12 protein-coding genes and 1 pseudogene are annotated in these 14,884 nt (G+C 48.9%); 6 read left to right on the forward strand and 7 right to left on the reverse strand.

What is annotated here, in order from left to right; all coding sequences use genetic code 11:
* Positions 1 to 37 precede the first annotated feature (37 nt).
* Entirely contained in the window at positions 38 to 748 is a 711-nt protein-coding gene (locus RYZ59_RS08665) for a YnfC family lipoprotein (protein ID WP_318046141.1), read from the forward strand.
* 6 nt (positions 749 to 754) lie between these two features.
* Here RYZ59_RS08665 and speG read toward each other — a convergent pair whose 3' ends face one another.
* Together speG and RYZ59_RS08675 are read right to left on the reverse strand one after the other, a co-directional pair.
* The gene (gene speG, locus RYZ59_RS08670; protein WP_271448884.1) at positions 755 to 1,315 is read right to left on the reverse strand and encodes a spermidine N1-acetyltransferase; all 561 of its coding nucleotides are present in this window, start codon (positions 1,313 to 1,315) and stop codon (positions 755 to 757) included.
* 37 nt (positions 1,316 to 1,352) lie between these two features.
* On the reverse strand, positions 1,353 to 1,694 hold the full coding sequence (locus RYZ59_RS08675; RefSeq protein WP_137383113.1) for a DUF1283 family protein: 342 nt from the start codon (positions 1,692 to 1,694) through the stop codon (positions 1,353 to 1,355).
* A 154-nt stretch (positions 1,695 to 1,848) separates the two neighbouring features.
* Here RYZ59_RS08675 and RYZ59_RS08680 point away from each other — a divergent pair, with 154 nt between their 5' ends.
* The 4 genes and pseudogenes from RYZ59_RS08680 (at position 1,849) to RYZ59_RS08695 (ending at position 6,529) form a co-directional block, all read left to right on the forward strand.
* Entirely contained in the window at positions 1,849 to 2,175 is a 327-nt protein-coding gene (locus RYZ59_RS08680) for a YnfA family protein (RefSeq protein ID WP_005121149.1), read from the forward strand.
* Positions 2,176 to 2,282: 107 nt separating this feature from the next.
* Positions 2,283 to 3,497 (forward strand): starvation-sensing protein RspA, encoded by a 1,215-nt coding sequence (rspA, locus tag RYZ59_RS08685; protein WP_005121148.1) that lies wholly within the window; start codon positions 2,283 to 2,285, stop codon positions 3,495 to 3,497.
* A gap of 60 nt (positions 3,498 to 3,557) precedes the next feature.
* Positions 3,558 to 4,892, forward strand: a pseudogene (locus RYZ59_RS08690) (MFS transporter).
* Positions 4,893 to 5,053: 161 nt separating this feature from the next.
* Positions 5,054 to 6,529: a mannitol dehydrogenase family protein gene (locus RYZ59_RS08695; RefSeq protein WP_318046147.1), complete on the forward strand. Its 1,476-nt coding sequence runs from the start codon at positions 5,054 to 5,056 to the stop codon at positions 6,527 to 6,529.
* A 66-nt stretch (positions 6,530 to 6,595) separates the two neighbouring features.
* Here RYZ59_RS08695 and ydfZ read toward each other — a convergent pair whose 3' ends face one another.
* From ydfZ to ydfG, 3 genes are all read right to left on the reverse strand, one after another.
* Positions 6,596 to 6,799, reverse strand: a complete 204-nt coding sequence (gene ydfZ / locus RYZ59_RS08700; RefSeq protein WP_003032393.1) for a putative selenium delivery protein YdfZ — start codon at positions 6,797 to 6,799, stop codon at positions 6,596 to 6,598.
* A gap of 190 nt (positions 6,800 to 6,989) precedes the next feature.
* Complete coding sequence (locus tag RYZ59_RS08705) at positions 6,990 to 7,676, reverse strand: GntR family transcriptional regulator (protein WP_202038684.1); 687 nt, start codon at positions 7,674 to 7,676, stop codon at positions 6,990 to 6,992.
* Positions 7,677 to 7,762: 86 nt separating this feature from the next.
* A complete protein-coding gene (ydfG, locus tag RYZ59_RS08710; protein WP_137383108.1) occupies positions 7,763 to 8,509 on the reverse strand; it encodes a bifunctional NADP-dependent 3-hydroxy acid dehydrogenase/3-hydroxypropionate dehydrogenase YdfG in 747 nt (248 codons plus the stop codon).
* Positions 8,510 to 8,646: 137 nt separating this feature from the next.
* Here ydfG and dcp point away from each other — a divergent pair, with 137 nt between their 5' ends.
* Positions 8,647 to 10,692, forward strand: a complete 2,046-nt coding sequence (gene dcp / locus RYZ59_RS08715; RefSeq protein ID WP_318046150.1) for a peptidyl-dipeptidase Dcp — start codon at positions 8,647 to 8,649, stop codon at positions 10,690 to 10,692.
* 286 nt (positions 10,693 to 10,978) lie between these two features.
* Here dcp and RYZ59_RS08720 read toward each other — a convergent pair whose 3' ends face one another.
* Together RYZ59_RS08720 and RYZ59_RS08725 are read right to left on the reverse strand one after the other, a co-directional pair.
* A complete protein-coding gene (locus RYZ59_RS08720; RefSeq protein WP_318046152.1) occupies positions 10,979 to 12,685 on the reverse strand; it encodes a LeoA/HP0731 family dynamin-like GTPase in 1,707 nt (568 codons plus the stop codon).
* Positions 12,685 to 14,883, reverse strand: a complete 2,199-nt coding sequence (locus RYZ59_RS08725; RefSeq protein WP_318046154.1) for a GTPase — start codon at positions 14,881 to 14,883, stop codon at positions 12,685 to 12,687. The genes RYZ59_RS08720 and RYZ59_RS08725 overlap by 1 nt, the downstream gene beginning before the upstream one ends.
* Position 14,884 lies beyond the last annotated feature (1 nt).

Below are 14,884 nucleotides of genomic sequence, written 5' to 3' on the forward strand. Positions count from 1 at the left end.
TATGATTGAGAATTATCTTCTTATCCCGGTGAAAAATGTGAAGAAACAGACCCTGTTAGGTTTCCTGTGTATCGTGTTGGTTGGGTGTGATAACGCCAAAGGGCTGGTGTCCTTTACGCCGGAAATGGCCAGCTTCTCCAATGAATTTGATTTTGATCCGTTACGCGGCCCGGTGAAAGATTTTAGTCAGACACTGCTCAACGACAAAGGCGAAGTGACTAAGCGCGTCACAGGTACGCTCTCGCAGGAAGGCTGTTTTGATACGCTGGAATTGCATGATGTCGAAAATAATACGGGAATGGCATTAGTGCTGGATGCGAACTTCTATCGGGACGCCGAAACGCTGGAAAAACGGATCCGTTTACAGGGGAAATGCCAACTGGCGGAACTGCCTTCTGCGGGCGTAGTGTGGGATACCGACGATAACGGTTTTGTTGTGTCCGCCACGGGAAAAGAGATGAAGGTGCAGTACCGGTATGACGCGGAAGGCTACCCGCTCGGCAAAACCACCATCAGTAAGGACAATACGCTGCAGGTTGACGCTAAACCGTCAGCCGATCCATCGAAAAAACTGGATTACACGGCAGTCAGCATGCTGAACGATCACCCTTTAGGTAACGTCAAACAAACCTGTGAGTATGATTCGTATGCTAATCCGGTCAACTGCCAGCTGGTTATCGTTGACGAAAGCGTGAAGCCGGCAGTTGAACATCACTACTCGATTGAAAACACCATTGATTACTACTAACCGTTTTTACTGAGCGGTAGGTTGTAACAGGTTGGGACCCGGTGTTTTGTGATCTGCCAGATATTGCTGTTGGAAGATACACATGCGAATGGTGTTACGGTATTGGCCGTTAATAAAGAACTCATGAATCAGTTCACCTTCCACCATAAAGCCAAGTTTGCGGTAGATGTGAATTGCTTTTTCGTTCTCTTTATCAACAATCAGATACAGCTTATATAAATTAAGCACGGTAAAACCGTAATCCATCGCCAGCTTTGCCGCGCGCGTTGCCAGACCTTTGCCCTGGTAATCCGGGGAAATGATGATCTGAAATTCAGCCCGGCGGTGCACATGGTTTATTTCAACCAGCTCCACCAGCCCGGCTTTCTCACCGTCACACTCGACCACAAAACGGCGTTCACTTTGGTCGTGAATGTGTTTGTCATACAGGTCTGACAGCTCCACAAACGCTTCGTAAGGTTCTTCAAACCAGTAGCGCATGACGCTGGCGTTGTTATCAAGCTGATGGACGAAACGTAAATCTTCACGCTCCAGCGGGCGCAGCTTTACACTGAGGGCGCTTGCCATATCGTATCCTTTCAATATCTTCTAGTGAGCACAATGATTATGGGGCAACGGTGCGGCCAGTGCGACGATCGAGACAACGCAGGGTGTTAGGCTCCCAGTACGCATTCAGGTTCGCGCTTTGTTCACATTTATCACGGCTATCAAAAGCAGCGTCGGCTTTGTCCCACTCTTTCTCTGTACGCTTGTTGACTTTCTGACGCAACTGACGCGTATCGTTCCATTGTTCCTTTTCCATTGCGGCCTGTTGACGACTTTGCGCACTGTCCCCGGACTCTATGACCAGTTTACTGGTTTCAGCAAATGCGGAAGAGGTGTACACAGCCGCCGCCAGCGTCAGCATCGCCGTCAGGCACAGGCGTTTGGTCAGTGTAATTTTCATGGCGAATTCCTTTAATGAGAAAGGGAAAAAAACGATAAAACAGGGTTAAATTCTACACCATTCCTGCGCCAGGGCATACCCACTGGGCGCATATGGATACGTTGGACATATTCTGTCGTATCATGGTTAAACCGAAGGTAACTGAATAACTTCAATGCTTAAGACAACATTACTTTTCTTCGTCACCGCGTTATGCGAAATCATTGGCTGCTTTTTACCCTGGCTCTGGCTTAAGCGTGGGGCGACGGCCTGGCTGCTGGTTCCCGCTGGGGTGTCATTAGCGCTGTTCGTCTGGTTGCTGACGCTACATCCGGCGGCGAGCGGGCGGGTATATGCCGCGTATGGTGGCGTATATGTGGTGACTGCATTGCTCTGGTTACGCATTGTCGATGGCGTAAAATTGAGCCTGTACGACTGGTCCGGTGCGTTAGTGGCACTGTGTGGGATGTTGATCATCGTGGCTGGATGGGGGCGCGCATAGCGCCTTTTTTGTGATCAGTGAGCGCTTTTTCGATCTTTATACTTGTATGGTAGTAGTTCAGTTGGGTAAATTTCCTGCATCACAAGAACAGATGTAAGGATTAAAAAATGAAGATTGTCGGGGCTGAAGTTTTTGTTACCTGTCCAGGACGTAATTTTGTCACGCTGAAAATCACGACAGACGATGGGATCACCGGATTAGGGGATGCCACGCTGAACGGGCGTGAATTATCCGTGGCGTCCTACCTGAAAGATCATGTGTGTCCACAGCTAATTGGGCGTGATGCGCATCGAATTGAGGATATCTGGCAGTTTTTCTACAAGGGGGCTTACTGGCGTCGCGGCCCGGTAACGATGTCGGCGATTTCTGCGGTAGATATGGCCCTGTGGGATATTAAAGCGAAAGCGGCGAATATGCCGTTGTACCAGTTGCTGGGTGGCGCATCACGCGAAGGCGTCATGGTGTACTGCCACACCACGGGTCATTCCATTGATGATGTGCTGGAGGATTACGCGCGTCATAAAGAGATGGGGTTTAAAGCAATCCGTGTGCAGTGTGGTGTACCGGGGATGAAGACCACCTACGGTATGTCTAAAGGTAAAGGCCTGGCCTACGAACCTGCTACCAAAGGCCAATGGCCGGAAGAGCAGCTGTGGTCGACGGAGAAATATCTCGATTTCACACCGAAATTGTTTGAAGCCGTCCGCAACAAATTTGGTTTTGATGAACATCTTCTGCATGACATGCACCACCGCCTGACGCCAATTGAAGCGGCCCGTTTTGGCAAGAGCATTGAACAATACCGTTTATTTTGGATGGAAGATCCTACTCCGGCTGAAAATCAGGCGTGTTTCCGCCTGATCCGCCAGCATACGGTGACTCCGATTGCCGTAGGGGAAGTGTTCAACAGTATCTGGGACTGCAAGCAGCTCATTGAAGAACAATTGATCGACTATATCCGTACCACCATTACCCACGCAGGCGGTATCACCGGTATGCGTCGTATTGCCGATTTTGCCTCACTTTATCAAGTACGCACGGGTTCTCATGGACCTTCCGATTTGTCGCCAGTCTGCATGGCCGCTGCGCTGCATTTCGATCTGTGGGTACCAAACTTCGGGGTGCAGGAATATATGGGGTACTCAGAACAGATGCTGGAAGTGTTCCCGCATAACTGGACCTTTGATAACGGCTATATGCATCCAGGAGACAAACCTGGGCTCGGTATTGAGTTTGACGAAAAACTTGCAGCGAAATATCCGTACGATCCCGCATATCTGCCGGTAGCCCGTCTTGAAGATGGCACGCTGTGGAACTGGTAAATGTAATTTTTACGTACGAAAGATGTTGATTAACCCAATACCCTACAGAAGGTTAAACTTATGGTTAGTTCAGTCGATATTAAAAATAACGTAGACAATAAGCCCATTATTCGTCGAGTGGCTTCAGCATCCGCAATTGGTACTGCTGCTGAGTATTATGACTTTTTTGCATACGGGACAGCAGCTGTACTCTTTTTCGGTCATTTATTTTTCCCAAGTGACGATCCGTTAATAAGTACTCTCGCTGCTTTTGCAACCTATGCTGTTGGTTTTCTCGCTAGACCATTAGGAGGAATTGTCTTTGGCCATATTGGCGATAAGGTTGGGCGTAAAAAAGCACTGGTTATTACCATATTAATTGTTGGTTTGGGGACGTTCTGTATCGGGTTATTACCTACATATGAGAAAATAGGCGTCTGGGCTCCAGCTTTACTTATTTTTATTCGTGTATTACAGGGATTTGGGGTCGGAGGAGAGCAAGCCGGTGCAGTACTGATGACTGCTGAATATTCTGAACCCAAACATCGTGGATTTTTTTCCAGTTGGGTTCAAATTGGTGCCCCGGTTGGTTTCCTTCTGCCGTTAGCACTCTTTGCGTTGTTAAATGCCACACTTTCTCCAGAGGCAATGATGGATTACGGGTGGCGTATACCGTTCCTGTTGAGTCTGTTACTGGTTATTGTTGGGCTGTTTATCCGCTTAAAAATTGATGAGTCACCTGTCTTTGCTCAGATTAGGGAGACAAAAGCAGAAGAATCACGTCCACTCGTTGAAGTTATCCGTGATTTTCCTGGCATTGTTGTCAAGGGAGTCTGTGCGAAACTGATTGAAGCTTGCACATTTGCAATGTTCACAGTGATTGTTTTGGCTTACGGTAAGGCAAATAATCTTGATGCTAATATTTTGATGGAGACAATGATCGTTGCGGTCATAATAGAAATCATTGCAATACCGTTGATGGGGTCACTATGCGATAAAATTGGACGTAAACCTGTCTATATTATCGGTGCGTTGCTGCAGATCGTTATGATTATTCCTTTCTTCCTTGCGATTAATCAGGATAGTTTTTGGCTTACACAAATAGTAATGATCATGGTGCTGAGTATTGGACATAGTATGTGTTATGCACCTTAGGCTTCATATTTTCCAGAGCTTTTCCCAACTCATATTCGCTGTAGCGGAATAGCATTAATTTGGCAACTGGGGTCGCTAATAGGCAGTGGGATTCTTGGCTTAGTAGCAGTAAAAATTCTGCAAGTAACAGGTGGACATTACTATGGACTTGCAACCTATGTGATTGTACTTGGCGTTATCTCAATTATTGGTTTGTTGATGATGCCGGAAACCGCTCCGCAAAGACTTAAGCGTGAATACCAGCAGTGGCAGAAACATTAATATCCTTTGGCGGCAGTATGCCGCCAAATTCACCGACATCGGTACATAACTCAACAAATGATGTCATACCAATTATAGAAAGTTTAATGCAAATCAAAACATACAACCATACTGGCGTTACTCTGAGACAGTCCTGATTTCATTGATAAGTAGGTCATACAATGCAAAACAAGCTCTTAGCGGCAAAGGCTGCACTTCCTGGCTACGATCGTACAAAATTGGTTCCGCGTATTGTTCACTTGGGGTTCGGTGCTTTCCACCGCGCACACCAGGGGGTATACGCTGACATCCTGGCAGCAGATCACAATAGTGACTGGGGATATTGCGAAGTAAACCTGATTGGCGGAGAGCAGCAGATTGCTGATTTGAAACAGCAAGATAACCTGTACACCGTTGCGGAAATGTCTGCAGATGCCTGGACAGCAAGAGTTGTTGGCGTGGTGAAAAAGGCGTTGCATGCGCAGGTTGATGGGCTGGAAGCTGTACTGGCCGCGCTGTGCGAACCGCAGGTGGCGATCGTTTCCCTGACCATTACTGAGAAGGGGTATTGCCACTCTCCGGCGACCGGGCAATTGATGTTGGATAACCCGATGATTGCCGCCGACCTGCAAAACCCAAAACAGCCGAAGACCGCGCCGGGTGTGGTGGTTGAAGCACTTGCACGCCGTAAAGCCGCAGGTTTAGGTGCGTTTACCGTGATGTCTTGTGACAACATGCCTGAAAACGGTCATGTGATGCGCAATGTTGTCACCGCATATGCACGCGCGGTGGATGCTGAGCTGGCTGCATGGATCGAACAATATGTGACGTTCCCGTCAACAATGGTTGACCGTATTGTCCCGGCGGTAACCGCAGATACGCTGGACAAAATTGAACAACTTACCGGGGTACGCGATCCGGCGGGTGTGGCATGCGAACCGTTCCGTCAGTGGGTCATTGAAGATAACTTTGTCGCTGGGCGTCCAGAGTGGGAAAAAGCCGGGGCTGAGCTGGTGGCAGATGTTATCCCGTTCGAAGAGATGAAGTTGCGCATGCTTAACGGCAGCCACTCTTTCCTGGCTTACCTCGGCTACCTGGCAGGATATCAACACATCAACGACTGCATGGGGGATGAGAACTATCGTCTCGCCGCCCGCGCCTTGATGCTGCAGGAGCAAGCGCCAACATTAAAAGTGAAAGGGGTGGATCTCCAGCATTATGCTGACTTGCTGATTGATCGCTATAGCAACCCGGCGTTGCGCCACCGTACCTGGCAGATTGCCATGGACGGTAGCCAGAAACTGCCGCAACGTATGCTTGACTCTGTGCGTTGGCATATCGTGCACGGTAGTGGTTTTGATCTGCTTGCGCTCGGTGTGGCGGGTTGGATGCGTTATGTCGGTGGTGTGGATGAGCAGGGACAAGCCATTGAAATTAGCGATCCGCTGCTGCCAGTTATCCAGAAAGCGGTACAGAACAGTCACGAAGGTGAAGATCGTGTGCTGGCGCTATTGGCTATTGACGCTATTTTTGGTGACGAACTGCCACAAATTGAACTGTTTAAAAAGCAGGTTACAGAAGCGTACCTGACTTTGTTGGCGGAAGGTGCGAAGGCAACGGTTGCGAAATATGCGGCGAAATTACAGTCAGTAAGATAACGCTTTATGTCGCCATCCGGCTTTAACGACAGCCAGATGGCGCATTGTTTTTGGCATTCACACCAATTAGTTCATGCCTAAACGAATCAGTTCGAGGGGGGCATATTTGCCTTCACATCCTTCGATTTCCACTGTTTTACCGCGGCGGATTTGCTCAGCGGTCAGGCCATCGGTGTCAATGGCTGTAATACGGCCGGTGAGTCCGGTGTCACTAATCATGACGCGGCTGCCAGTGGTGATTGCGTTGCGGTTACGATCGTATGTTTTCATGGTGTTTTCTCCTTTCCAACTTACCGTCAAAGCCCGTGGGCTTTTAGTCCCACGTAACGGGCGCAATATAAATACGCTTCTCGTTAATGATTTTTTTTGTTTTCGATCAAAATCACAGCTTTTTTTATGGGGATATGCGGGAGAGGGGATTGTTCGGGGAAACTCACCTCAGTGAGAGGTGAGCTACGTATTAGTCTTCGCTAAACCAGTCGCTATTTTCCTGACGAATAAGCTGAACAGATTCGCTAATTTCCTGTAGGTGCAGCTTCATTGCATGCTCGACGGCATCGCCATCATGTTTTACCAGCGCCGCAAAGATATCATGATGCTGACGAAGTAGCATTTCAGGCGGAGAGACGTGATCCAGACTCATATAGCGCACTCGGTCAATCGTGGCTTTAATATTCTCGACGGTGTCCCAGGCAAGCTGGCAATCAGCGATTAATGCCAGTTTCTGATGAAACTCATCATCAAGCTGGAAAAAATCGTTGAGCTGCTTACGGTCAATGGCAATGCGTTGCTGATGCAGGTTTTGTTCCAGTTGATAGCACTGGTTGTCGGTGATCATCGAGGCGGCGCGGCGGGCTACGGCACACTCAATGGCCTGACGTACAAAACAGCCATTTTGCACCTGCGACAGCGAGATCTTATTCACGTAACTGCCACGTTGTGGACGGATCTGAATCAAACCGTTCTCTGCCAGTTTGATGAATGCTTCTCGTACCGGCTGGCGAGACACGTTAAAGCGTACGGAAACCTCTTTCTCCGACAATGGCGTACCGGGTGCAATCAGGCAATGCACGATATCGCTGCGAAGAATACGGTAAATCTGTTGATTTACCGGCTGTGTAGGGTTGAGCTGCGTTTCTACGGTCATTCATTCTTACTTATTAGAGAGTTAACCCGGCTATTTTATCACTTATCGCGCGCTTTCTATACCCGGCACAAGGCCGGGTATCTCATTTAGCTTCGATGCACGCTGAGCCCGGCAAAAGACTGGGTGACTGGCATCATCTCAAGGGTATTGATGTTGACATGAGCCGGTAACGAAGCAACCCACCATACGGCTTCAGTGACATCTTGCGGAGTCAGTGCAGTGGTATTTTCGTAGGTTTTACCTGCTTTATCATCGTCGCCTTTGAAACGCACATTAGAGAACTCGGTACCGCCAACCAGCCCGGGTTCAATGTCGGTAACGCGGATCGCTGTGCCGTGTAAGTCTGTACGCAGGTTCAGACTAAACTGACGAACAAACGCTTTGGTTGCACCATACACGTTCCCGCCAGCGTACGGCCAACTACCGGCGGTAGAGCCGATATTAATAATGTGGCCGCGGTTACGCTCGACCATGCCCGGCAAAACGGCACGAGTCATATAAATCAGGCCTTTGTTGTTGGTATCGATCATGGTTTCCCAGTCATCAACATTCGCTTTGTGGGCTGGCTCAAGACCCAGCGCCAGACCGGCATTGTTGACCAGAATATCGATATTGCGCCATTCGGCGGGCAGGGCGTCCAGCATCTCTTCAATGGATGCGCGATTGCGTACGTCAAGCTGGGCGGTATACAGATTATTACCCAGTTCATCTTTCAGTTCCTGCAGACGTTCCTGGCGGCGTCCGGTGGCAATAACTTTATGCCCATTCTCAATAAAACGACGCGTAATGCACTCACCAAAACCTGCTGTTGCTCCGGTTACTAAAACGATCATCTCACTGTTCCTCAACGCTTTTTATGTAGTACTACCATAGCACGTCATTTCTGTTCAGAGCTATTCCTGCTTAACGAGATTGCGGTCGAATCCTGGGAGGCCTACTCTAGTAAACAAATCGTTTTCAGGAGGAAAAGATGTCGTTAACAAATCCTTTTTTGCACCACAGCACATTACCTTACCAGGCACCGCAATTCGATCAGATTGAAGATTGCCATTATCGGCCCGCGTTTGATGAAGGTGTGAAACAAAAACGCGCTGAAATAGCGGCGATTGTGCAAAACCAACAGGCTCCTGATTTCACAAATACGTTGCTGGCGCTTGAGCAAAGTGGGGCGTTGTTGACGCGCGTCACCAGCGTTTTTTTTGCGATGACGGCGGCGCATACCAACGATGAGCTGCAGCGGCTTGACGAGGCCTTCTCCGCCGAACTGGCTGCGCTGGCCAATGATATCTACCTCAATGACGCACTTTTTGCGCGTATAGATGCCGTCTGGCAGCAACGCTCTTCGCTGGAGCTGGAAGGTGAGTCATTGCGTCTGTTGGAGGTGGTTCACCAACGCTTTGTGTTGGCAGGAGCGCGTCTTAATGACGCCGACAAAGCGCGCCTGAAAGAACTAAATACGGAGGCGGCGACGTTAACCAGTCAGTTCAATCAGCGTCTGCTGGCAGCGAACAAGGCGGGTGCACTGGTCATGGATGATGCCCGGCAACTTGACGGACTTAGTGCAGAGGAAATTGCCGTTGCGGCGCAAGCCGCCAGCGACAAAGGACTTGAGGTACGCTGGGTTATCCCACTATTGAACACCACCCAACAACCGGCACTTGCTGCGTTACGCGATCGACAGACACGAGAAAACCTGTTTACCCAGGCATGGACGCGGGCGGAAAAAAATGATTCCAACGATACCCGCGCTATCATTAAACGGCTGGTGGAGATCCGCAGAGAGCAGGCAACATTACTGGGTTTTGCGAATTTTGCAGCCTGGAAAATTGCCGATCAGATGGCGAAAACGCCAGCAGCGGCACTCTCTTTTATGCGGGCGATCGTGCCTGCTGCACGTCAACGCGCGCTGAATGAGCAGGCTGAAATTCAGAAAGCGATTAACCAGCAACAGGGCGAATTCGAGGTTGAGGCCTGGGACTGGGCATTTTATGCCGAGCAGGTACGCCGTGAAAAATATGCTCTTGATGAAGCGCTACTTAAACCTTACTTTGCCCTTGATACGGTGCTGAATGAAGGTGTTTTCTGGGCAGCAAACCAACTGTTTGGCATTAAATTCATCGAGCGCTTTGACATCCCTGTTTATCATCCGGATGTACGGGTTTGGGAAATTTTCGATCATGATGGCGTAGGACTGGCGCTGTTTTATGGTGATTTCTTTGCCCGTGACTCAAAAAGTGGTGGTGCCTGGATGGGGAATTTTGTTGAGCAATCGCTGCAAAATGAAACCAGACCGGTCATTTACAACGTCTGCAACTATCAGAAACCTGCTCAGGGCCAACCCGCCTTGCTGCTGTGGGATGATGTCATCACGTTGTTCCATGAGTTCGGACACACGTTACATGGTCTGTTTGCCAGCCAACGGTATGCAACGCTGTCAGGCACGAATACCCCGCGTGATTTCGTCGAGTTCCCGTCGCAGATTAACGAACACTGGGCGAGTGATCCGCAGGTTTTCGCGCGTTATGCTCGCCATGTTGAAACGGGTGAAAAAATGCCCCAGCCATTGCTGGAGAAGATGCAACGGGCCAGCTTGTTTAACAAAGGTTATGATATGACGGAGCTTCTCAGCGCTGCATTGCTGGATATGCGCTGGCACAGCCTGGAGCAGAGTGTGTCATCACTGTCAGTCGATGAATTTGAGCAACAGGCCCTGGCTGCGGAAGGGCTGGATCTGCAGGCGGTACCGCCGCGTTATCGCAGTAGCTATTTTGCCCATATCTTCGGCGGTGGTTATGCCGCAGGGTATTACGCCTATTTGTGGACGCAAATGTTGGCCGATGACGGCTATCAGTGGTTTGTAGAGCAGGGCGGGTTGACTCGTGAAAACGGACAGAAATTCCGCGAAGCGATTTTGTCCCGTGGTAACAGCACTGATTTAGCAGAGCTTTATCGCCAGTGGAGTGGCCGCGACCCCAAAATGGAGCCAATGCTCAAACACCGTGGTTTGAGCGCTTAAGACATTGTCAGCCAAAAAATTGAACCGGGCGCGATGCCCGGTTTTTAGCTGGATTTTTTCTTCCCCAAAATTCCTCCCTAAAATGAATCCTTAAATTCTGCAAAATTTGCAGGGGGCCTTCCTCCGCTCTGTGCCAGAAGTGAACGTTGTTAGCGACTGCCAAGATCAATTTAGAAATTTAAAAATTGAAGAAATAAGTCCTGCGCCATCTTCAAAGCATCATTTGAAAACGTCTCTGGGCCAGGCACATTACAACCCTCCGTGCCCATCCAGGTTTCTTCCAGACTCAGTCGTTCGCACGCGTGTATTCAGCGTCAATCGCTTCCGCATCCGCGCGCCAGCGGGAAAAAAGGGATTGTTGCTCGCGGATCGCCTGCATCGTTGTCTCAAGGTTGGTCATTTCGTCCTGCATCTCTGCGAAGCCGGTAAAATGCTTACGGTCAAAATCACTCTCTTCCAGCGTATTAATCAACCCCTCGCGCTGTTGATTAAAATTTCCCACCATGGATTCAATCATTTTCTTGAACTCTTCTTCACGCTTCGCTTGGTTATAGGTATCCCAGAGTTCAAGCGCAACGCCGACAAATACCAGCGCGCCGTTCATGCCTTTTGCAAATTTTATGGCACCCCAGGGCTTAAATTTCAGAAATTTGCCCAGTTCTAATCCGGCCATTTTGCCAACCGTTACCACGCCATCACGCGCCGCAATCACGGTTGTACTGTTGATGAAATTGCTCTTAACGATGTAATTGAGCCCTTGCTTACCCATGGCTGCAATATTGCCGTTGTAATGATTAATCTCCGCACTGTAGCCCAGATGCATTTTCCGGATAGCATTGTTAACGGACTGGACACGACGATCGAACTCGTTTTCGAGACGGGTATTAATCACGATGCCTTTTTCGCCTATTTCGTTCTCGAAAAATTCCACATAGGTTTCGAGACTTAGGCCTTTGGCCCTCAAAATCAAATCTTTAAAGTAATCAGTAACGAAGGTTTTCAAACTGATGCGGGCGTCAGTGATGTCGCGTTGCATCATGAGCAGCTCTTTAGAGAGCCGGGTATGCATCGATGAAAGACCTTCAACCTCCTTCTTAATTCGATCATCGTTAGCGATCGCCTCAGGAAGTTTTCGGAACAAAATATCCTTTATTACGCTCTTTTTCGTCTCTTCACTCAGTGCCAGTGCACCGCCGCTGCGCTCGATTTTGTAACTTGTCGCATCCTGCAATTCGACGATGTGGGAAAGGGCCTGGAATTTGTCAGGATTCTCCAGCCAATATTCCGTTCCCATATCAAACGGGTTGGCCGCAACAGCAACAATACTGAGCGCATCACGTTCCTGCTGGGTCAGCGCAATCAGGTCACTAAGGCGAGAACTCACATTTTGGCGTTTCACCAGCATATTGGACGTGTAATCCTCTTCGTCCTCTACGTCCGCTACCTCATCGAAACGGCTGAGCACAAACACCGTTCGGTCGAGCAGGTTCAGTGTGCGGAACAACCATTCAAGGTCGGCCTTGTGGCTTTCTTTAATCGGGTTGGTGGAGTTCATGACGTAGAGGATCAGATGTGCCTCGCTGATATACTTTTTTGTCATGTCCTTGTATTTTTCGACGGCTCGGGTGTCCTCATTGAACTGCTCTTTAAAACCAAACAGCCCAGGCGTATCGATCAGAACAAAATCAGAACCCACGTCGTACACTTTGACTTCGTTGGATGACTCCTGATGGCTGATGTTCATGCTAGCTTTATCCAGACGCCCCATCCATGCCGCTGCAATGGAGGTTTTACCTTCTGAAAAACCACCGATCAGAGCGATTTTTAATTTCCCATTCGCAGCATTCTCTTTGGCCGCCTCAATTTTATGAATAAGTTGTACATCGACCGGGACACCGACCTTTTCCCCCTGCTCGAGAAATGCAGTCAGTTCATCCAAAATGTTAATATTGCGTAACTGTTGCGCTTTAAAAGCCTCAAGCGTTTTTTCCATTACTTAGCTCCAGAAAAATCAATTTCATTAGATAACAGGCGTAACGCTGCGGCCGCCTGAGTCAAAATCTCATTTATGCTTGATACCTGCTGTACCGGTGCTTCCAACATTACTTTGAGTTCGGCTATTTTCTTCTTCAGTTCAGGGAAGGCCTTTTCGATACCTTCTAAGATTGCGCCATTCATATGAGCGGCCACATTGCTGAGATTTTTGTCAGCTGACTGCTTCTGTTGCGACATTTTGTAGTTGGAGCTGAAAAAGCTGCGCACCGCCTTGTAAGCCGCAAAGGCAAGGCTTGCGAGTGCAGGGGCAAGGATTAGCCACCCCGCGGGGTTCCAAAATAACAGCGCACCTCCTGCAAGCGATGCCAATAGCCCTGAGACCTTGATGCCATTATCAATATCAATGGTGAGTGGAAACTCGCTACTGAACTGATGTTTTTGCAGGCTTGCGAAGGTGTCGAGTATCTCGTGAGCGTGCTGCTGGAATTGCTCAATGATGTCGCTAATCTCAAGCTGAAAACGCTCGAGCTCTTTTTTCAGTGCTTCTGGGAGGAATTTTTCAAGCTTGCCGTGCTCCCTGCTGATAGCAGACTCCAGCTCACTTTTAAAACGGTCGGTGCTAATGTCACCGTCAATGGCCTGATAAACTTGTTCCCGTGCCTGATTACGGAACTGGCTAATTCCCTCATCAGCTCGGTCAATCAGTCGCTGGTACAGTGACTTCAGAGCAAGGTCAAGCTGCTTATGCGCACTGTCTTTTTTATCACTGAACTGACTGGCAAGCCCGGCATAGGTGTCCTGTTGCAGCGTAGTCACTTGTGCTGCAATATCATCCAGCACAACGCGAGTTTTTTGGGTATTTGAGCGGGTAATTTTTTCTTTGCTGTCGGTCACGAGCTGCTGTGTTAATACGCGCGCAAGTTCCGCAACGCCCGTTTTCTCAAGTAACTGTTCTCTGGTAAAGGATTTTAGAAATCTATCGCGGCTTTTAATGCGCGACCCGCCAGGCACCAAATGTTCAGCCACACTGAGAAACCCTGGCATGGCGCTGACAACCAGCGTATCTCGATAGTTGTCACCCAGTTGTTCGCGCATTTTTTCATTAAGATCCTTGATACTCTGCGCTTCATCTTGATCCACCAAGGGTTTGTTAAGACTCATCGCATTTGTCACACGCTTATTAAACAATGTCCAGACCTCGGTCTGCGCATTAAGGTGTGATTTAATTTTCTCCAGTGTTCCGGGATTTTCTTCATCACCTTTCTGCGGTGCAGTTGCTTTGCTGGTTACATAAAACACCGCATGCGCTTTCTCGACCGCTCGCTTAATTTGTTCGAGCACCTTGCTCTCTTTACCTTCAATACCAGGAATATCCAGTAGAGCAAAACGCTGGCCATGTGCTTCGAAAGGATAAAGAGTGGCTTCCAGAGTGAAGTCTGACAGACCAGTGCCGATGATTTCACCATCCGCTAGCGCGTTTAGTTCGCCAAGTTGGTTCTCCAATCTTGCCCGTAGCTCTATAATCGTCTGCCGCTCTCTGTCGCATTCCGCTTGCTGGCTTGTTAAGGACTGTGTTGCCTGACTAATTTCAGCGTCCAATGCCAGTTGTCGCTTCCTCAGCTGTTGTTGTTGTTTTTGCTCTGGGGATAGAATGTATAGGGCTATCAGCCGACGTATTGCGGACCAATGCTTTTTCTGATCTTCAATAAGCGTGCTCAGTAGCGACAATTCTTTCTCAAGTTCAGCTTCCCGCGCAGCATAGCTTCCTCGTAATTCTGCTATAGCCCGGCTAAGGGTCTCGATCCGGGTCTCATTGTCTTTCAACAGCCGTTCGTTGTTCTCAAGAATCTCAGGCGAGAGATTATGTTGTTGCTGAAACTTGCGAAAAGCATCTTGTCTGGCGAGTTTAGATTCTTCCTTAAGCAGGATGCGCAGTGCTTCAATAACGGTTGATTTTCCGGCGTTTGTTTCGCCGTAGAAGGCGATAGTAAATGTCTCCCACTCAGCATTCGCGCTCAAGCTTTCGATGGCTTCATTTAACCGTGTCTGGAAACTTTCAAGTTGAAGACGGGCTTGGTCGTTGGCTTTCTTTAGCGCAGTGTCGGTTACAGGCTTAGTAAGATTATCGAGAATGCGTCCAACTTCTTGTGAGATTTTCTTGTAGACCTGTCCGGAGGTCTCAATAGCGGCAGACATG

This window comes from Citrobacter sp. HN-141 (assembly GCF_033341895.1).
Taxonomy (GTDB): Bacteria; Pseudomonadota; Gammaproteobacteria; order Enterobacterales; family Enterobacteriaceae; genus Citrobacter.